Source organism: Autumnicola psychrophila, from assembly GCF_031846645.1.
Classification (GTDB): Bacteria; Bacteroidota; Bacteroidia; order Flavobacteriales; family Flavobacteriaceae; genus Autumnicola; species Autumnicola psychrophila.
Window position 1 is genome coordinate 150,647 of sequence record NZ_JAVRHN010000004.1, and the last position, 18,979, is coordinate 169,625.

Annotated in this window: 18 protein-coding genes; 15 read left to right on the plus strand and 3 right to left on the minus strand. The window is 37.0% G+C overall.

Going from position 1 to position 18,979, the window contains the following annotated elements:
* Nucleotides 1-1,021: 1,021 nt before the first annotated feature.
* From RM541_RS06505 to RM541_RS06540, 8 genes are all read left to right on the plus strand, one after another.
* Complete coding sequence (locus tag RM541_RS06505; protein WP_311499412.1) at nt 1,022-1,762, plus strand: LytR/AlgR family response regulator transcription factor; 741 nt, start codon at nt 1,022-1,024, stop codon at nt 1,760-1,762.
* A gap of 117 nt (nt 1,763-1,879) precedes the next feature.
* Nucleotides 1,880-2,641 carry a hypothetical protein gene (locus tag RM541_RS06510; RefSeq protein ID WP_311499413.1) on the plus strand — a complete coding sequence of 254 codons (762 nt, stop codon included), beginning with the start codon at nt 1,880-1,882 and terminating at the stop codon, nt 2,639-2,641.
* 10 nt (nt 2,642-2,651) lie between these two features.
* Nucleotides 2,652-3,062: a hypothetical protein gene (locus RM541_RS06515; protein WP_311499414.1), complete on the plus strand. Its 411-nt coding sequence runs from the start codon at nt 2,652-2,654 to the stop codon at nt 3,060-3,062.
* Between the two features lie 16 nt (nt 3,063-3,078).
* Nucleotides 3,079-3,603 (plus strand): nuclear transport factor 2 family protein, encoded by a 525-nt coding sequence (locus RM541_RS06520; protein WP_311499415.1) that lies wholly within the window; start codon nt 3,079-3,081, stop codon nt 3,601-3,603.
* Nucleotides 3,604-3,637: 34 nt separating this feature from the next.
* Nucleotides 3,638-4,579, plus strand: coding sequence for an NAD-dependent epimerase/dehydratase family protein (locus RM541_RS06525; RefSeq protein ID WP_311499416.1), 942 nt, complete (start codon nt 3,638-3,640; stop codon nt 4,577-4,579).
* A 29-nt stretch (nt 4,580-4,608) separates the two neighbouring features.
* Nucleotides 4,609-5,286, plus strand: coding sequence for a hypothetical protein (locus RM541_RS06530; RefSeq protein ID WP_311499417.1), 678 nt, complete (start codon nt 4,609-4,611; stop codon nt 5,284-5,286).
* A gap of 140 nt (nt 5,287-5,426) precedes the next feature.
* The gene (locus tag RM541_RS06535) at nt 5,427-5,831 is read left to right on the plus strand and encodes a RidA family protein (RefSeq protein WP_311499418.1); all 405 of its coding nucleotides are present in this window, start codon (nt 5,427-5,429) and stop codon (nt 5,829-5,831) included.
* A gap of 39 nt (nt 5,832-5,870) precedes the next feature.
* Nucleotides 5,871-6,710, plus strand: coding sequence for a nuclear transport factor 2 family protein (locus tag RM541_RS06540; protein WP_311499419.1), 840 nt, complete (start codon nt 5,871-5,873; stop codon nt 6,708-6,710).
* A 51-nt stretch (nt 6,711-6,761) separates the two neighbouring features.
* Here RM541_RS06540 and RM541_RS06545 read toward each other — a convergent pair whose 3' ends face one another.
* Nucleotides 6,762-8,723, minus strand: a complete 1,962-nt coding sequence (locus RM541_RS06545; RefSeq protein WP_311499420.1) for a tetratricopeptide repeat-containing sensor histidine kinase — start codon at nt 8,721-8,723, stop codon at nt 6,762-6,764.
* Between the two features lie 546 nt (nt 8,724-9,269).
* On the opposite strand from RM541_RS06545, the gene RM541_RS06550 reads away from it, so the two are divergent.
* The 3 genes from RM541_RS06550 to RM541_RS06560 all read left to right on the plus strand — a co-directional run bounded on the left by RM541_RS06550 (nt 9,270) and on the right by RM541_RS06560 (nt 12,413).
* Nucleotides 9,270-10,391 carry a nickel-binding protein gene (locus tag RM541_RS06550; RefSeq protein WP_311499421.1) on the plus strand — a complete coding sequence of 374 codons (1,122 nt, stop codon included), beginning with the start codon at nt 9,270-9,272 and terminating at the stop codon, nt 10,389-10,391.
* Between the two features lie 146 nt (nt 10,392-10,537).
* Nucleotides 10,538-10,924, plus strand: a complete 387-nt coding sequence (locus tag RM541_RS06555) for a cupin domain-containing protein (protein WP_311499422.1) — start codon at nt 10,538-10,540, stop codon at nt 10,922-10,924.
* Nucleotides 10,925-11,012: 88 nt separating this feature from the next.
* Nucleotides 11,013-12,413 (plus strand): FAD-binding oxidoreductase, encoded by a 1,401-nt coding sequence (locus RM541_RS06560; RefSeq protein WP_311499423.1) that lies wholly within the window; start codon nt 11,013-11,015, stop codon nt 12,411-12,413.
* 54 nt (nt 12,414-12,467) lie between these two features.
* Here the strand turns inward: RM541_RS06560 and RM541_RS06565 are convergent, their stop codons facing one another.
* Together RM541_RS06565 and RM541_RS06570 are read right to left on the minus strand one after the other, a co-directional pair.
* Entirely contained in the window at nt 12,468-13,433 is a 966-nt protein-coding gene (locus tag RM541_RS06565) for an ion channel (RefSeq protein ID WP_311499424.1), read from the minus strand.
* Between the two features lie 107 nt (nt 13,434-13,540).
* Nucleotides 13,541-14,107: a DUF4256 domain-containing protein gene (locus RM541_RS06570; RefSeq protein WP_311499425.1), complete on the minus strand. Its 567-nt coding sequence runs from the start codon at nt 14,105-14,107 to the stop codon at nt 13,541-13,543.
* Between the two features lie 811 nt (nt 14,108-14,918).
* On the opposite strand from RM541_RS06570, the gene RM541_RS06575 reads away from it, so the two are divergent.
* The 4 genes from RM541_RS06575 (at nt 14,919) to RM541_RS06590 (ending at nt 18,968) form a co-directional block, all read left to right on the plus strand.
* A complete protein-coding gene (locus tag RM541_RS06575; protein WP_311499426.1) occupies nt 14,919-16,016 on the plus strand; it encodes a sensor histidine kinase in 1,098 nt (365 codons plus the stop codon).
* 3 nt (nt 16,017-16,019) lie between these two features.
* Nucleotides 16,020-17,336 carry a sigma-54-dependent transcriptional regulator gene (locus RM541_RS06580; RefSeq protein WP_311499427.1) on the plus strand — a complete coding sequence of 439 codons (1,317 nt, stop codon included), beginning with the start codon at nt 16,020-16,022 and terminating at the stop codon, nt 17,334-17,336.
* A gap of 180 nt (nt 17,337-17,516) precedes the next feature.
* Nucleotides 17,517-17,681: a hypothetical protein gene (locus RM541_RS06585; RefSeq protein WP_311499428.1), complete on the plus strand. Its 165-nt coding sequence runs from the start codon at nt 17,517-17,519 to the stop codon at nt 17,679-17,681.
* A gap of 6 nt (nt 17,682-17,687) precedes the next feature.
* Nucleotides 17,688-18,968 carry a Glu/Leu/Phe/Val family dehydrogenase gene (locus RM541_RS06590; RefSeq protein WP_311499429.1) on the plus strand — a complete coding sequence of 427 codons (1,281 nt, stop codon included), beginning with the start codon at nt 17,688-17,690 and terminating at the stop codon, nt 18,966-18,968.
* Nucleotides 18,969-18,979: the final 11 nt, after the last annotated feature.

Genomic DNA, 18,979 nt, shown 5'->3' on the forward strand with positions numbered 1-18,979 from the left:
CTCCCGATTTACGAACTGGTTAAGTAGAAAATCTGAGCTATTTTCTTTCTTCTCGATGTACGCATTGGGAGACCTATTTTCCAATCGCTTCCGTTATCTACCTTTATTCCTTTCATATTTTGTTAGTACTCAAAAGGTAACACTTTCCATTACTTGTACCTCATCACTTCCTTTTAATGGTTTTCCAGCTTAGATCGCAAGATTTTCGTCTATAATTATCCACTATAGTTAAAGCCCTAAACCGGGTCCCATCATACAGCTGATCACAGAAGAGATTCCATGCTCCAGCATTCGTGGAAACTAAAGACATTTCCTTCAGTAGGTTTTTTATTGGCAGCGGAAAGATGCCTTTTTGGACGTTTGGATCTGAGGTTAAATCCTTCTTCACAATAGACCCTATACACCCTTTTATGGTTATCAAAGAAAGTCTTCACGGCGCAAGAGGATATAGATCCTCCAGAAACCGTAGCGAACTTGGGTAGCGGTGATCTCCCTCTTTCCCATACGGAGCAACTCATCACCGCGTCCGATATTTTTGTAATAGAAAACACTTTCTACCTGTTTGAAGGCAAAAACAATTTGCGACTTTGTAAATTTTGATTGTTTCATAAGCAAATAATCTAGTTAAAGGTAAATAATTATTTGCTCAGAATCCTTTACTTTTAAAAAGTCCAGTTTAGTGGGGGGAGGTCACAGCTATTCTGTAAATAAACATCAATATCTTTAGAATAAGAATCATAATTTAAAAAGACCTTAATGTATTATTAGAACATACCTCATTTTTGACAATTTCTCTTCGATTTTTTTTTAAATACCTTAGTGCCAGGAAATTTCACTAAATTAGAATATTAAAATCTAAAAATAAAAGCTATTTATTCAAGGACTGGATAAGCTCCCTCCTCTAAAAAATGGTTTTAACCTATAGCCTCAGATTTTCTTAAATATAAATCGGAAAAATTGTCCGATCATCTTATGGAGAAAAATTTCTTCATAATCCTGTTATGCCATTAGAAAAAACGCAATGATTCAACCAGTACAAATATTAATTGTTGAGGACGAAATGATCATTGCCGCAAATATTTCTCTTCAAATTACTGAAATGGGCTATGAAGTGTCAGGTGTTGTTCCAAGGGGGGAAGACGCCTTAAACCATCTTAGAGACAACCTTCCGGATATTGTTCTCATAGATATTCAGCTTAAAGGTAAGTTAGACGGAATAGAAACCGCACAAAGAATGAGGGAGTTCCATGATGAATTAGCAATTATTTATCTCACCGCTAATGCCGACGAGGTTCATTTTAACCGCGCTAAAACTACCAATCCTTTCGCCTTTATTTCAAAACCATTTAAGAAGCTGGATTTACAACGCAGTATTGAGCTTACCATAAACCAGCTAAAAGATACTACTACGCCTAAAAAATCTAAAATAGAAAATTCAACTTTTGTCTTAAAGGAATTTCTTTTTATACGCCACCAGGATACGATGGTAAAGGTAGATATTCAAGCCATTAGATATATAGAGGCCGATCGTAATTACTGCCGGATATTTTGTACCGAAAAAGAATATTTATTGGTTACAACTCTTAAGGATATGGATAAAAAACTGCCTCAAAGGCATTTCTTCAGGATCCATAGATCTTACATCATAAACCTCTCCAGAATAGACGAAATAGCAGGCACTCACGTGGTTATTGCTAAAAAAGCCATCCCAATGGCCAAAGGTATGCGACCAGAACTGTTAAAGAAATTGCAGACCATTTAGTCTTAGATAAAGATAATGTCGTTTAGGACATAATTTTAGGTCATTCATCCTAACACGCTTGTATCTAAGTTTTTACTGAAGTAAATTGATTTGTAAATAATTTTAAATCAGGAAATTATGAAAAATGTCAATCTCTTTGCAGTTCTTATTACAGTTACCATATTGCAGACTGCCAATCTCTTTTGTCAAAACACTAATCAGGCTTTTTGGATACATGAAGATCAGGTAAAACCTTCTATGTTAAAAGATTATGAAGCCCTCACCAAAGATTTTATTAAAGCCTGTAAGGAACACGATCTTAAAGATGCAGACTGGGCTACAGCGCGTATTGAGGGAGGAACCTATTTAACTATTGCTCCCATTAATAGTATGGCCGATTTTGACAAAAACCCTATGGCTCCTTTAGCTGAAAAAATGGGAGAAGAAAACTTTAAAGAGATATTTAGACGATTTGATAAATGCTATGATATCCATCGCGATTATATAGTGGATTTGATAGAGGATATGTCATATATGCCTGATGGTGTTACCACAAATACTGTGGGAGAAGATTACAGGAAATGGCATTTTTTTCACGTTGCACCACAAAATGTGTCTAGTCTTCGAACTAAAATGATGGAAGTTAAAGCCCTCTACGAAAAAAAAGGTGCTAAACAAAACTTCAGGATCTATCGCAATGGTTTTGGAAGTTCAGGAGATTATTTTCTCGTAGTAATTTCAGCAAAAGATGCACAATCATACGCAATAACATCTAAAGAAACAGACGAAATTTTGGGAGAAGAAGGTGAAAAATTATTTGATGAAATGATGCTATACGTTCATAAATATGAATCTAAAACTGGCCGTATGCGCCCAGATTTAGCTTATACCGCTAATTAAATCAGCACCTATGAAAAGCTTACTCCTTTATTGTATCCCTTTATTTACTATACTAGTTTCTTCAAACTACCTGCGTGGTCAGGACAAAAGTGATCAGGTTATTGTAAAACAGGTATATGAGGTTTTGCAGAATAAGAATGTGACTTCAAATGAGATTGCGGCCTTAACAAACCACAAAAATTGGGATGAAATCGAAGATACAAAATCAACTAACCACTCCATTTCTCTAAGAGCAATTATAAAAAATGAATGGCAGAGCATCCTATTCAAAAATCTCAGTTTCCAGCTATCAGATAACAATAAGATAATAGTTACCGGCATAGTAAATGGGCGCAAATCAACAGAATGTGAATATGTCTCCACGAGATTTAAACATTACTGGTCTTTAAAAGATGGAAAAGTAATAGGTTTTCTGGAATAACAAAAAACATACACTCATGAAGGAATTAGCATCATTGGGGCTCGCAGTAGTCATATTTATAGCCTGTAATCAACAAAGCAAACGCTACACTCAGCAATCACCAGAAATAGAAATTTACAAGGAGGTATTGGAAGCCTATGAAGAAAGGGATTGGAAAGCTATGGAAGCACATTATGCCGACTCCGCTAAAATAATTAACAACGTGATGGAAAAAGATGCTAAAAACTTAAAGCAATTTTTAGCACAAAAAAAAGAAGATGCGATCCAATTTTCAAACTGGGATTTTGCAGTTACTCAATCTGAGTATGAGATGGTGGTTAACGATGAGGGCGAAACCTGGGTAAATTTTTGGGGAATATGGAAAGGCACTTATAAAGCAAATAATAAAGTTTATACCATTCCTACTCATATTACCACACAATTTGTTAATGAGAAAATAGTGCGGGAATTTGGTTACTGGGATGTTTCGAAATTGACAAAAGATATTCAGGAGGCTAAGATTGATGAAATAAGCTCTTCAGAAGAAATACCCGAGAATTAAGCTGTTATTACACTATTACTAACTAAAAGCGGAGATGATGAAGACAGTAGGAATTATAGGCGGTTCGGGCTTTATTGGAAGCTACATAACCAGGAAATTTTTGGAAGAAGCTTACGAGGTAAAAGTCTCGGTAACCAATATCCATAAGAGCGAAAATTATCAGCATCTTTTTGATCTTCAAAATTCAGAAAACCTGAACATCAGGACCTTTAAGTTGGAGGATCTGGATACATTAAAAGATTTTATAAAAGATTGCGAGATCGTAATTCACAGTGGCACTCCCTTTCAACTGGATGTAAAAGATCCGCAAACTGAACTTTTTGATCCTACTATAAAAGGAACCCAAAATTTTCTTGAAGCAATAAGCGAAGTTTCGAATATTGAAAAAGTAGTTTTTATTGCATCTGTTGCAGCCTGGAATACCAATTTCCCTATGCCGGCAGGCGGCAAAAGCTTTGCCGATACTTTTGATGAAAAAGAGGACAGGTACACCAGTGAAGATAGTCATCCATATTCTCAAGCCAAATTTATTGCCAACCAGGTTGTTGAGAAATTCATCGCAGATAACCCAGAACTTCCATTTGAAATTTGTTCTGTTTCCCCCGTAATGGTAATGGGCAAATCTTTGTCTAATAGAGAAGACTCCACCTCTACTGGCTTGCAGTTTCTTATAAAAAACAAATTAGCGCCAGATGATTTTATTCAAAGGCTCTACGATAATAATGTTCCTTTTGCCGTGGTTGATGTTGAAGATGTGGCTAATGCCACATACCAGGCGGCCACGAAAAAGGGGTTACACTGCAAAGATTACCTTTTAACGAGTGAAACCTATAAAGTATGGGATATTCACCAAATGCTGAATCATAAAGAACCCAAAGAAAAAGCACAAATCGTCTATAAAAACGATCTCGCAAAAACGGATTTAGGAATTCAGTTCAGGCCAGTAAGAGAAACCCTGAGGAGTTATTCTAAATGAGAAATTACCGAAATTAAAACATACTAATCATGAAAAAGTTACTAATTATTATGGCATTAATGCTGGTTAGCAATACCGGTATAGCCCAGGATAAACTTTATTTAATTTTCGAATTTATGAAAGTAGATAATGAGCAGGAACAAGCCTATATGGAAACCGAAGCATTCTGGGAAGAAATTCACGTACAACGCGTTAAAAATGGAGATATTTTGGGCTGGGATCTTTGGAGTTTACAGCCTGGTGGAGAAGATCAGGGCTATCAATACCTAACCGTAAATATTTATAATGATCCCTTAAAAATGATGAGCAATGCCGGGAATTTTGAAGCCGCCCTTAATGCAGCTTATCCAGACATGCCAGAAGATGATCTAAATGAAAAATTCTACAACACCGCAAAATCAAGAGACCTGGCAAAACGTATATATCTCGAACAAATAGCGGTTACCAAAGGGGATTTTGGTATGCCCCTGGGAACAGTTGCAGCAATTAATTTAATGAAAGTTCCCCAGGAAAATTATAGCATTTTTGAGCAAAATGAATCAGAACTTTTCCAGCCCATGCATCAAAAAGAAGTGGATGATGGCTTCAGGGCAAATTGGGATTTACTGCGTTATATGTTGCCTGCGGGAAGTGATGTTTATGCCACCCATATCACCGTAGATATGTATGAAAATTACGAACAACTTTTTAGCTCCTGGGATAACTAGGGACCAGCTTTATCTGAAGAACAGCTTGGAAAAATTGAAGAAGCATTGACAATGCGTGATTTAAAATATAGATACATGGCTACGCTTCAAAGAAAGGTGCGGTAAAAATAAACAGATCTATTATTTAAGGAATTTCAATTATGGAAAAGTCAAACCAAAAGCCTGAGTATTTTTTACTCAGGCCAGAAGTAGAAAAATCTTATGGCTATTCACATGCTGTAAAAATTGGAAACAGCATAAAAATTTCCGGTGCCGTGAGTATGGACATTGAAGGCAATCCTACCGCTGTGGGAGATTTTGAACAACAAATGAAAAACTGCTATTCCGATTTGGAGAAAGTGCTGAAACACTATAACTCCAGCTTTGACGATGTGATTGTAGAAAACATTTTCACCACCAACATGCCCAATTTTCTGGAATTTGCAGGTTATAGAACTAAAATTTACAAAACGCATTTTCCTACCGGATCCTGGCTGGGCGTAAAAGAACTGGCACTACCAGAATTTTTAATTGAAATAGAACTGGAAGTGCATAAAACGCATTAGTCAAAATAATAAACTGCAGATCCAAAAAAATAAGAAATCATGAACAGTCTAAAAACTAATTATAATATCGTTATCGTGCTATTTGTTTCAATATTTTCCTTTCAAACAAATGCTCAAAGTGCAGCAGTTGACCAATTGCATCAACTTTATATCAAAACTATAAATACAGGCGATCCTGATAATTTAAACACCTTATATACTGATAATGTTTCCATTCGGAATTCGGATGGGAGTTTATTAACAGGACTTAATAATGTTAAAAAACAATACCAAGCCACATTCGATAACGGGAAGTACAATATCACTCTAAAAACTATAGAAGAACAAGACTTGAATGAAGATTATATGTTTGTAAGTGGCTCTTTTGTCTTTACCAAAATTGATGAACCTGAGGCAATTCAAAGAGGCACATTCGTAAACATTTTGAAAAATATAGATGGCGAATGGAAAATTTATAAAAGCTATCGATATCCTGAAATTACCAACAATAAAAGTATTGTTGATGGCCTTTACAAATCCTTTGCACAGGGTGATATTCCTTCTGTTCTGGAAGCAATGGACGAAGAAATTATCTGGAACGAAGCAGAAGGTAACGCCTACGCCGATGGTAACCCATACATAGGTCCAGAGGCCGTTTTAAAAGGTGTTCTCGAGAGGGTTGGAGCAGAACATGAATACTTCAAACTTGAAGACATTGAACTACATGAAGTGAGCAACAATCAAGTATTGGCCACTTTACGCTATGATGCTAAAGTTAAAGAAACGGGAAAAACTTATAACGCACAAGTTGCTCACCTTTGGACTTTAAAAGATGGAAAAGTTAGTGCCTTTCAGCAATATGTAGATACTAAAAAATTAAATGATGCCATGAGCAAATAGGAAAATTCTGCAGGCTCCTCAACGTTTAAATCACAATTATCGGGTATAAAATCAGGAAGATCCATCTACTTTAAAATTAAAGAAATATTGAGTGCCAGGAGTATAAATCACCTTCATAGTTCCATCTAATTGTCGCGTAAGTAGGTTAATAAGATTTTTTCCGAAACCCGTTCCTTTTGCAGGTTCTCCTTCGGTTTGTCCTATACCATTGTCCATTACTAATAATTGAATTTCGTGATCCGATATTATATCTAAATCGATTGTTATTTCTCCCGCTTTATTATTCGGAAATGCATATTTAAGACTATTCGTTAATAATTCATTCACTATTAATCCCAAAGGGACAGCGGTATCAACATCAAGGTGTAATTCTGGCATTTCGTAGTGGATCTTAATACGCTCTTCTTCTCCAAAAGAATCAAGAATATGACTTCCCAGATTTATAAAATAATCTTTCATTTCAATAGAAGACAGATATTCGTTCTGGTATAATCGCTGATGAATAATACTCATAGAATATACCCTGTTTTGACTCTCCTTCATCGCACTTATAATATTAGGATCTTTTATTTGAGCCGTCTGCAATGCTAAAAGGCTTGAGACTACTTCAAGGTTATTTTTTACCCTGTGATGTATCTCTTTTAATAAAAACTCCTTTTCTTTATTTTTTATTTTCAATAGCTTATTCTTCTTACGATTATTGCTGAAACTTATGAAAAGTACCAATAGCATGAGGAATAACAAACCCGCGATTAGACTTATTAAATTTTGATTTGTTTGCTGCTGCTGCAGCTCAGTTTTCTGCAATTGAATAGTATTCTCCTTTTGGGTAACATTAAATTCTGTTTGGAGTTGAGAAATACGTTGATCTGCTTCCGCAGTAAAAACGATGCTATTCAGTGAATCATACTTATTAATTGAATGAAAAGCATCTTCAAATTGTTCATTCTCTGCATAAGCTTGTCCCAAGCTCCTATAAGCTTTACTCAAGAAAAAGCCATCTCCAAAATTTGGGGTGGCAACCTCAATAGACTTTTGAATATTTTCTATTGCAGCAGGATAATTTTCATTCTGGTTTTGCAACTCTCCAACAGCAAGATAGGAACGCATAAGCATAAAAGCATTATCTAAAAGATATGCATATTTTATCGCATTTTTTCCGGCTGCTTCAGCTTCACTAAATTGATTTAGAAAGACATTAAGATCTACAAGTGAAATATAGACATCACTCAAATTATTATAAAAGCCATAACGTTCCCCAATTTCTATGGAATGGTCATAATATTCCATAGCCTTATCGTACTGCTGAAGGCTTAGGTAATTATTTCCAACTACGTAAAGAGTAAAATCGTAATCAAGATCAATTGTATTTCCTTCTTCAAAATAAGAAAGTGACTTTAATCCATAATCAAGACCTTCCTCAAATTTACCTTGTTTCCAAAGCAAATTACTGAGATCACTATATGCAAGGCCGATTGCTTTTTTGTCATTCAACTTTTCTCCTAAACTCAAGGACTCCAGGGCGTAATCTGCAGCTTTGCCTAACTGTCCCCTTCGTTCATATACATAGCCCAATTGAGTGTTCAAGAAAGCCAGATCGCTTTCCTTTACTTTTGTTTTGGCCACTTTAAGAACTGCTTCTGCTAAATCTAATTTTTCCTGTCTTAATAATATGGAACCTTCAGTAATTTGGAATCTTCCATGCCAAAGGCTGTTGTTTTTTTTTGAAGTAAGTTCTAATCCTTTTTTTGTAAATTCCAGTGCAGTACCCAAATTTCTGGTATGCCAGTAATAGGCAAGATCATTTAAGACTTCAAATTTTAGACTATCCCTGTCTATTTTAGTCAGAGCATTTTCCAGCTCTTGTAAATAGGAAATTCCAAAATTATTAGATTCTACAAATACTTTTTTATATGGATCAGGTTTATTAAAATTAAAGATTTGTCCATAGGTTAAAGGACTGGCTAGCGATAATGAGAAAAATGCTAAAATGATTTGCTTCTTTAAAATCAAGGATCATAGTATTGAAGGTCCTAATAAATATAACATTAAATTACTGTTTTTAAGCCTCTTATTAGCTTATTGCTTTAAAGTACCCTAAAGTAAATACAGCACAAGTCTATTCTAAAAGCTTTTACACGGTCAATTGCTACCAGATAGTCAGCATTTCTAACCCCGTTCCTGTACCTCAATATTCTTCAATTTACGGGGATGATGCCACGTTTCAAATCATGTTGAATAATTACATTCGCCTCTTAAGAGTGAAAATATTTTAGTTTTTGAATATAAATTTAAAAGAACTCATTATGTAAACCGATTATTATTTAATTGACAACGACGAACTTAAAGCTCTGAAAATTAAATTGTTTCAAAAAATTAGGTATATTTAATAAGAAGCGCACGCTGGGTTTCCGATAAGGTATTTCTGAAAAAGGCTATACCGGGCACGGGTTAAAGTAGGGGTTGAAATTTTTATTTCAAATTCAGAATGGTTTACGGTCCGATAAATGACTACTCCGTTTACTTTCAAGCTGAATAATTAAGCTAAAATATTAAATCATGCCTATTTACATGGACCGTCACGATGTTTCAGCAAAAGTAACTGCAGAAATTGTAGCAGATCTGCATCAAAAAGATTTGAAAATACAACACAGGTTTAATTGCAAAGGATTGACCTACTGGTTTGATGATAAAAGGAAAACTGCTTTTTGTTTAATAGAGGCTCCTAATAAAGCTGCTCTTAAAAAAATGCATGATCATGCTCACGGGGAAGTTCCTAACAGGATTATTGAGGTAGATAATGCTGTTGTAGAATCTTTTTTAGGCCGTATTGAGGATCCTGAGAAATCTCAAAAAGCAGAGGTAAATATTATTAACGATCCTGCCTTTAGAACCGTTATGGTAGTGGGAATAACACCCGGTTCTCCAGAGTTGATTTTGGATAAAAACGTAAATTCGAACATTGCCGAACAGCATAATATTATTAGTAGTACAATCAGCTCATTTAATGGGAGACTCGTAAAAAGAAATCAGGATTATCTTCTCATTTCCTTTATTTCCGTTACAAAAGCTTTTGAATGTGCTCTTAAACTACAATCCTTATTCCAAAAGAGATTCGGTAGAAAGCCTGGTTCTCCCTTTAAATTAAAAGTTGGATTGGATGCTGGTTTACCCGTAGAAGATAAAAATGGTTTTTTTGAGGATACCATAGAAACAGCGTTTTCCTATTTTAAAGTGGTAAAAGGAACAGTAGTCTTATCCGCTGAAGTAAAAGAACTTTATGAAAGCGAAAATTTGAATGTATCTATCCGCTCCGGATCTGTTGTGGCACTCAACCGGTCTGATGATAAATTTCTTAAAGAACTCATGAACTTCACCGGCAAAAACTTCAGCAATCCCTCTTTAAATACCAACGATTTTTGCCAGTACCTCGGGTCTAGTAAATCCAAATGCTATAGAAAAATTGTTGCGTTAACCGGGAAATCTCCCAATAGTTTTATTAAAAATTACAGACTCAATAAGTCATTGGAGCTTTTAAAAACAAGAGACTGGAATATTTCTGAAGTTGCCTTTGAAACAGGTTTTAACAGCCTTGCGTACTTCTCAAAATGTTTTCAGGATACTTTCAGAATCCTTCCTTCCCAGTATATCAAATTCACAAATCAATCATATTCCGGTTAACATAAAGTTCGTTCAATTTTTAATTCTTCCGCTTTTTCCCAGGTACTGACCTAATTTTAGCATTCTTTGACCCAAAAGTAGACGTCCTGGTTATACTTGCTACCTACCTTTATTAAAAGGAACAATAACTTAAAGAAAGAAAAATCATGAGAGTAGCAAAAGAAAATATTGAGGTAAAAATGAATATTCCTGGTGCAATCGTTCGTCAAAGAACAGAATTTGGTGACGCGACAGGATTAGGGAAAATTAGCGGAGAATATTTCAGTTTGTCTGCGGGAGTAGATACCACACCTTTATTTATGGGACTAGAGGCTAACATGTGTCAGTGTCCACACTGGGGGTATGTTTTAAGTGGCCAAATTACAACCACTGACTCCGAAGGCCTTCAGGAAACTGTAAATAAAAACGATTTGTTCTTCTGGCCGGCGGGACATAACGTGAAGGTCACTGAAGATGCCGAGATCGTGATGTTCAGCCCTCAGCATGAACATACAACAGTTATTAATCACATGATCGAGAAAACCAAAGCCTAAATTCCGATTAGTAATATCAGGACGTTTACCAGTCGACCATTTCCTAAGCTTTGTAAAGACCATCCTTTTACACTTAAATATTAAAATCATGACACCAATAACAGCTTCTAAGAAAAAAACTGATTCATCTAAAATTAAAGAATTTTCTTCTCAATTAAGAGGCAAAATAATAACTCCGTCAGATGAAGATTATGATAGAACCAGGAAAGTCTATAATGCAATGATAGACAAGCGTCCGGAATTGTTTGTAATGTGTACCGACGTTGCCGATGTTATTGCCTCAGTTAACTTTGGCCGGGAGAATAAAATAGCGGTAGCCATTAGGGGAGGCGGCCATAATGGAGGAGGTTTGGGCTTATGTGAAGGCGGCCTTGTTATTGACCTATCAGGAATTAAATTCGTTAGGGTGGACACTTCAGACAATACCGTTAGAGTTGGTGGCGGAAATCTTTGGGGGGAAGTAGATCACGCCACACACGCCTTTGGGCTTGCCATTCCTGCAGGAATTATTTCTACGACAGGTGTGGGTGGCTTAACACTTGGTGGAGGTGTTGGTTACCTTTCAAGAAAATACGGACTCACCATCGACAATCTTCTGGAAGCAGACATGGTACTCGCAGATGGTTCTTTTGTCACTGTAAACAAAAATAATCACAAGGATTTATTCTGGGCTATTCGTGGTGGCGGTGGAAATTTCGGGATAGTTACTTCTTTTAAATTTCAGGCTCATGAGCTAAAAACTGTGTTTGGCGGACCTACGTTATGGCCTATTGAAAGAACGGAAGAAATAATGGAATGGTTTGATAGCTTTATACATACAGCGCCTGAAGATGTAAATGGTTTTATAGCTACTCTTGTTATTCCCGGACCTCCCTTTCCTGAAGAACTCCATAGCAAACAATTCTGCGGAATTGTTTGGTGCTACACAGGTGATAGTGAAAAAGCCACGGAAGTTTTTAAACCTATTATGGAAAAGAACCCGATCTTTCAACATTTAGAAAAAATACCTTATCCTGCTATTCAAACTCTATTTGATGGTTTGTTTCCTCCAGGTTTACAGTGGTATTGGCGTGCAGATTTCTTTAATGAGCTATGTCCTCCAACACGAGCTCAACATCTAAAATTCGGCTCACAAATACCAACTCCACTCTCTCAAATGCATCTCTATCCCATAAGTGGGGCAGCAAGTAGAGTTGGAAAAGAAGAAACTCCATGGGCGTATCGGGATGCCAAATATGCAGGTGTTATTGTGGGTGTAGATAAAGACCCGGCGAATAACAACAAAATAAAACAATGGTGTAAAGAATACTGGGAAGGGCTTCACCCATTTTCTGCAGGAGGAGCTTATGCAAACTTTATGATGAATGAGGGAGAGGAACGTGTTAAAGCTAGTTACAGGCATAATTATGATCGTTTAACTCAGATAAAAAAGAGGTATGATCCAGAAAACTTTTTCCGGGTGAACCAAAACATAAAGCCAGCTGGTTAGTAAACCTCTAAAATGTCCAGGATATAGGAATAGACTTCAACAGACTGGTGTTGACTAATCCTCATCCACATCCTTCCAATTAAAACTTTCGCTATTTAATAATCTGGTCAGGATAAGCCTACGTTCCCTGGTTCCTTCTGAATTATGTACATTTTCCGAATATGATAAATTCTGGAAATCTAAAGGCTTTTTCACCCGGGGAAGACTCTGTGAAAAGTTCTGATCCATATTCTCAAGAAAGCTAGATAAAGTAGAACGTAAAGGCTCCAGTTCTTCCTGCAAATTTTCTCCTTTCTCAGTATTCAGTAGAATAGTGACTGCTTCATCTAACCGCGCTAGATTAAGAGAAAAGCTATCTTTTTTGTCAACCTCGGTATAAAAATGAATAACGGGATATGCGTGGTGATTAATAGAATGCTTACTTATCATGTCCTGTAAGGTCATGAATTGCTGATAGCTAAAAGAAGAATCGAACGAGCACAATTTCTCTGCTATACGCTGAGGGTTCTTACCCAAACTATAAACACCTTTGGTAAAGCTTCTTTTATTTACCAAAGCAGAGGAAACAGAGAGAAAATAAGTCATGGAACTGGTAAAGAAAATAAATCCGAAAAACGAAAAACAACTGGTGATCATCTCAAATAAAGGGGTGGTTGGTTTAAAATTTCCCATTCCCAAAGTAGAAAGTGTATAGCCGGTAAAATAAAGCCGCTCCCAATTATTGGCCACTCTCCCACTGCTATTGGTTAATCCTTCCGGATCTGATGAATACACCAAAAACAACCCGCCCCAAATTAGTAGCAGCCACGAAGTAAGGATCATTAGGTTTACAAACAATCCCTGGTAACTATAGGCCTTTCTTCCGATAACCTGCACCACAAGTTGGATTATTTGGTTAGAAAAAATAGAGACATTTCTGGAAATAAAACCTGCTCCATTATCTGAAAGTGTGGTGAAAAAGAAATCATGAATTACCACTAATAAAATAACGGCTCCACAGACTAATGCTATTGCTGACATTTATTTGTGCTTTTATATACAAAACTTAAGAAGACTTAGCAGGAGAGACAAATTTTTAAGGTTATTATAACCATTCCAGAATCCCGTACTGGCGATATTTTCCTTAATTACACCCTTAGCGAACCGCGGAAGCCTCTGGCTGCATAATAAGATTCCGCTCCATTATGATAAAGAAAAACATGATTATACCTGCGATCACAGAAGAGCGCACCTCCCAGATCTCTTATTTTGGCGGGGGTTTTTACCCAGCTGGATGTTTTGGTATCAAAAACCCCCAGATTTTGCAGTTTCTTATATTCTTCCTCAGTTAAAATTTCTATACCCATTTCAGCTGCCATATCCAGAGCGCTGTTTTCAGGTTTATATTTTTTCCGTGATTCCAACGCAGCACGGTCATAACAAACACTTCTCCGGCCTTTCGGACTTTCAGCCGAGCAGTCGAAAAATATATATTCCCCCGATTTTTTATCCCTACCAACAACATCAGGTTCCCCACCAGACTGTTCCATGTGATAAAGTGCATTCAGCTTATTATGGTTAATTTCCAGTCTTTCCTCTATTTTGGACCATTCCAGATCTTCATGACGGAGCATGTTTTTCTCAAAACGAGATTTTAAGTTGTTAATGATTTCTCGTTTTGCTTCTGCTGATAGCGGACTACTATTTTCAATCATAACAGGTAATTTGAATAGTTACTTTTAAATGAAAATAAGAAAAATTAGCAATCTTAAGTTTACAGATTTTCAATTTTATTTTCTTCATTTCTTCTGAAGTTGACTTAAAGCTGATAATTGCCATTTTTTGAGATTCATTATTTCTAAAAGAAAAAAACCAGACAATTATCACATATAGCGGACTTGCGATGCTTCCAAATCAAAAGAATTACAAACTACCAAACCACGAGCTCGAATACCACTAAGCTAATAATTGCCATTTTGAAGCTTTCAATTGTAAACCGTTCGGCTTATCTTTTAAAAAAAGCTTTTTTAAGCGCTTTTCTTGAATTTGAAATATTAGGATGCTGAAAGGATAAATGCAACTATTAAAAACAGTTATATAAAAGGATATAATCCTAACGATTATAAAAAAAGAAGTACTAATTTTAAAACGAATAGGATTAATAACAACTTTAAAGAATAATAAACTCTATTCATTACTCCACACTCCACAAACCCGGAACTAATACCCACGAACTACAGACCAGAAGGTCGATAATTGCCATTTTTGAGGCACGATCATAAAATCGGTTTTCAGTTTCGAGTTGTGTGTCCCCGGTTTATAGAACTTACAAAAGCCAAATGATGATTGGTAATAGGCATAAACGTATCGTTAATGCAAACTCCTCCGGAAGTGGTTTTAGTCAGGACCTCATTGGTATTTTTTTCTATTCCGAAGTAATATAAGGCTGACCAATACGCATAAGTTAAAGAATAAAAGTTTCCTATTCCCTGAAGATACTTATATTGCAGCTAAATTTTCAGCAAAATGAAAGCGGGAATTTCTGTAGAACAAAGACTTGAAGAACGGGTTAAAGAACTTACCTGTCTCTATAACGTTTCTTCCGCCATTAGGAAACACTCTGGTTCTGTAACCTCAACACTTACCGAAATTTGCCAAATTACAAAGCAGGCCTGGCTCTATTCTGAAGATGCTGTTGTGGAACTTCAGCTAAAAGATTACAATATTAGCACCGGCGATATCCCTGTCCGCACTGTAACCCAACAGAACAATATCATTATTTTTGGAGAGGAATCTGGTGTTCTGATAGTGCATTACAATGCTGAAAAATATACGAAAGCACATTTTCTTGATGAAGAGCAAAAACTGCTTCACAAGCTTGCCATAGAAATTAGTGAATTTTTTGAAAGACAGGAAACCCAAAAGAAAGAAGAACATCTAAAGAGAATTGCCGAAAGAAATGACAGGCTATCTATTTTAGGCGAAATTACTGCAGGAATTGCACACGAACTTAATACGCCTTTAGGAAACATCCTGGGCTTTGCAGAACTTATTGCTTCGAATTCCCAGAATCCTCAGATTGAAAAAGATGCTACAAAAATTATAAAATCGGCAATCTTTTCCAGGGAAGTGGTGAAGAAACTTATGTTTTTTGCTTGTGAAATGCCACAGGACAAAAAAGCAATCCAGATAAGACCTGTAATCCTTCAGGCACTCGCATTACTGGGTCCAAATTTTGAAAAAGCTAATGTTAATCATAGATTTCATATAGATAATCCGGAACTTGAAGCACAGCTGGATTCGATTCAGTTTACGCAGGTTTTATTTAATCTTCTAATCAATGCCATCTACATCTCCCCTCCAAAAAGCACAATATCAATAACTATTACCAGCAGCGAGAAATTATTCATCTTAGAAATTACTGATGAAGGACCCGGAATTTCTCCAGACCTAAAAGCTAAAATCTTTGAACCGTTCTTTACCACAAAACCTATAGGCGAAGGTGCCGGCCTCGGTTTAAGTGTGGTCCACGGAATAATAAAAGGCCACAAGGGGGAAATTGCAGTTTACGACAATGACGAAGCCGGGGCTATCTTTCAGGTTCAACTACCCTTAAAGTACTAGAAAATGTCACTTAAGAGAGAAAACATCCTTATTGTTGATGATGATTATGATATGCTGGAACTGCTGCAACGCCAGCTTCATGAGCAACGGTATTACTCTTATAAAGCCACCTCTGTAGTTGAAGCAATAACTATTTTAAAATCCAATTCCATCGATCTGCTGATCACAGATTTGCAAATGCCGGGCATAAACGGAATGGAGCTGGTAAAATATGTTACCGAACATTTTCCCCGGGTGCCTAAACTTGTAATTACCGGCTATCCTTCTATAGATGGTGCCCTTGGCGCAATAAAATCTGGTGCGCTGGATTACCTGGTCAAGCCTTTTACTGCAGGTGAACTTAAACAGGCTGTAGAAAAATCACTTCCTCCCAAAGTTGATAAAGTCAAAACTGAAGCTCCGGATAAGCCAAAAGTCTACGCCGGGATTGTTGGACAGTCCAAACAAACTGAAGTTCTTATCGATACCATTGAACGGGTAAAAAATAACAGGGCCACTATTTTAATTGAAGGGGAAAGCGGGACAGGGAAAGAACTGGTTGCCCGTGCTATCCACTATAAAGGTTCGTTTGCTGCAAATCCTTTTATAGCTGTAAATTGTGGCGCAATACCTGAAGATCTTCTGGAAGCAGAACTTTTCGGTTATAAAAAAGGTGCTTTTACGGGAGCTATTGAAAACCGGATCGGCTTTTTTCAGGCTGCAGAAGGCGGTACTATTTTTCTGGATGAGATAGGAACGGCTTCCGCCACAGTGCAAACCCGTTTGCTTCGTGTACTCCAGGAGAAAGAAGTACGAATGATAGGGGAGCAAAAATCTCGAAAAATTGAAATCCGCATTATCGCCGCAACCAATAGTGATCTTTTAAAGATGGTCGAAAATGGCAATTTTCGGCAGGACCTGTACTACAGGCTAAACGTGGTGAACATTGCCACTCCCCCACTACGGGAAAGACCGGAAGATATTCTGCTTATCGCAGAAACTTTCCTGAAGAAGTACGGAATGGAATACAACAAACCCGGAATTGCACTAACTAAAAAAGCTTCCGAAGTTCTGCAGAGACATCAATGGCCCGGGAATGTACGGGAACTGGAAAACATCATCCAGCGATCAATAATTATGAGTGAAAAAGAAATTGACCTGGAAGATCTTCCGGATTATTTAAAATATCCCCAACCCGTTTTAGAAAATGTTTTAAAGCCACTTCAACAGGTGGAAAAAGAGCATATTTTAAACGTTTTACAGGCAGTAGACAACAACAAAACCCGGGCTGCAGAAATTCTCCAAATCGACAGGAAAACTCTCCGGAACAAACTAAAATAGATGAATTTCTCATCGGGGCATTCTTCCCCGACCGGTACTTTTCTCCCCTGCACTTATCTCCTTTTCAAATTTATACACAAAGATAAACAACTAATATTCAGTTTCTTAAACTCCTTGTTCTTCATTGAATATTCCACGGCATATCATTTGACTTTTAGAGTTTAAAATAAATGACGTCCTATGGAATTAGTAAAAGAGAAAAAATCTTTCACACAAAAACAACAACCCATCATGGATCTTCATGTAACCCAGGAGATGCTAAAAGGCCTGTGTTTTAATTGTGACAACAGACGATCCTGCGTCTGGAAGGAAAACAGGAAATTATACTGTGAACATTTTGAATAGAAAACTATGCTAAAGACAAAAGTTGCAATTAAGCAAAACATGTATGATACTGTTATGAAACAGTTTAACAAAACTGCAGATATCATTGAGCTTAATCCAAACATCCGAAAAATCCTTGGAATTACCAACAACGAAATTATTGTTCATTTCCCTGTGAAAATGGACAATGGCAAGGTAGAAGTTTTTACCGGCTATCGTGTACAACACAACAATGCACTTGGTCCTTATAAAGGTGGTTTACGTTACCATACTACGGTAGACATCGATGCTGCAAAGGCATTGGCGATGTGGATGACATGGAAAACTTCCCTTGCAGGACTTCCTTACGGAGGCGCAAAAGGTGGAATCCAGATAGATCCCCGCGATTATTCCCTGCCTGAGCTGGAACGTATAACCAGAAGGTTTACCTATGCCCTGGGTGAAAATATAGGTCCGGAACATGATATACCGGCACCAGATGTTAATACTAATGCCCAGACCATGGCTTGGATCGCAGATACATATATGTCTACCAAATCCACTTCAGAACGTTCCCACAACCAGCATGTAGTAACGGGTAAGCCCGTTGGTTCCGGCGGTTTGGAAGGTCGCGACCGGGCAACAGGTTACGGGGTATACCTCAGCATTAAACTCTTGCTTAAAACAAAGGGAGAAGATTTAAAGGGAAAAACTTTTATCGTCCAGGGATATGGTAATGTTGGCTATTGGGCTTCACATTTTTTAATTGAAGACGGTGCATTGCTGATTGCTGTTCAGGACGCACATGCCACCATTTATAATGAAGATGGAATAGATTCTGAAAAACTGGCGCAACATACCGAACCGCGGAAAGGTTCTATACAAGGTTTTTCTGAAGCTGCTGAAATAGATGCCGAAGATTTCTTTGGGATTGACTGCGATATTATAATTCCTGCAGCTTTGGGCAATCAGATTACAGCAGAAAACGCATATAAGATCAAAGCAGGTATTGTTGCTGAAGGAGCAAATGGTCCCACAGATAATGAAGGCGAGCAAATTTTATTAGAAAACGGAAAAATTATTTTGCCAGACATTTTTTGTAATTCCGGCGGAGTTATAGGCAGTTATTTCGAATGGTTGCAAAACAGGAACGGAGAACTGTGGCAGTTAGATGAAGTACTGCAAAAGCTAGAGAAAAAAATTACAGAGAATTTTCACAAAATACATAGTGAGGTACAGAAACGAGAAGTGGACTGGCGTACCGCGGCATATATTCTCGCAATCACCAGAATTGAAACGGCTTACACACAAAGGGGAATTTTTCCATAGTTATTCTTAAG

Coding starts and splice junctions, on each gene's coding strand:
- RM541_RS06505 (WP_311499412.1), top strand. CDS start 1,022: ATGATTCAACCAGTACAAATATTAATTGTTGAGGACGAAATGATCATT.
- RM541_RS06510 (WP_311499413.1), top strand. CDS start 1,880: ATGAAAAATGTCAATCTCTTTGCAGTTCTTATTACAGTTACCATATTG.
- RM541_RS06515 (WP_311499414.1), top strand. CDS start 2,652: ATGAAAAGCTTACTCCTTTATTGTATCCCTTTATTTACTATACTAGTT.
- RM541_RS06520 (WP_311499415.1), top strand. CDS start 3,079: ATGAAGGAATTAGCATCATTGGGGCTCGCAGTAGTCATATTTATAGCC.
- RM541_RS06525 (WP_311499416.1), top strand. CDS start 3,638: ATGATGAAGACAGTAGGAATTATAGGCGGTTCGGGCTTTATTGGAAGC.
- RM541_RS06530 (WP_311499417.1), top strand. CDS start 4,609: ATGAAAAAGTTACTAATTATTATGGCATTAATGCTGGTTAGCAATACC.
- RM541_RS06535 (WP_311499418.1), top strand. CDS start 5,427: ATGGAAAAGTCAAACCAAAAGCCTGAGTATTTTTTACTCAGGCCAGAA.
- RM541_RS06540 (WP_311499419.1), top strand. CDS start 5,871: ATGAACAGTCTAAAAACTAATTATAATATCGTTATCGTGCTATTTGTT.
- RM541_RS06550 (WP_311499421.1), top strand. CDS start 9,270: ATGCCTATTTACATGGACCGTCACGATGTTTCAGCAAAAGTAACTGCA.
- RM541_RS06555 (WP_311499422.1), top strand. CDS start 10,538: ATGAGAGTAGCAAAAGAAAATATTGAGGTAAAAATGAATATTCCTGGT.
- RM541_RS06560 (WP_311499423.1), top strand. CDS start 11,013: ATGACACCAATAACAGCTTCTAAGAAAAAAACTGATTCATCTAAAATT.
- RM541_RS06565 (WP_311499424.1), bottom strand. CDS start 13,433: ATGTCAGCAATAGCATTAGTCTGTGGAGCCGTTATTTTATTAGTGGTA.
- RM541_RS06570 (WP_311499425.1), bottom strand. CDS start 14,107: ATGATTGAAAATAGTAGTCCGCTATCAGCAGAAGCAAAACGAGAAATC.
- RM541_RS06575 (WP_311499426.1), top strand. CDS start 14,919: ATGAAAGCGGGAATTTCTGTAGAACAAAGACTTGAAGAACGGGTTAAA.
- RM541_RS06580 (WP_311499427.1), top strand. CDS start 16,020: ATGTCACTTAAGAGAGAAAACATCCTTATTGTTGATGATGATTATGAT.
- RM541_RS06585 (WP_311499428.1), top strand. CDS start 17,517: ATGGAATTAGTAAAAGAGAAAAAATCTTTCACACAAAAACAACAACCC.
- RM541_RS06590 (WP_311499429.1), top strand. CDS start 17,688: ATGCTAAAGACAAAAGTTGCAATTAAGCAAAACATGTATGATACTGTT.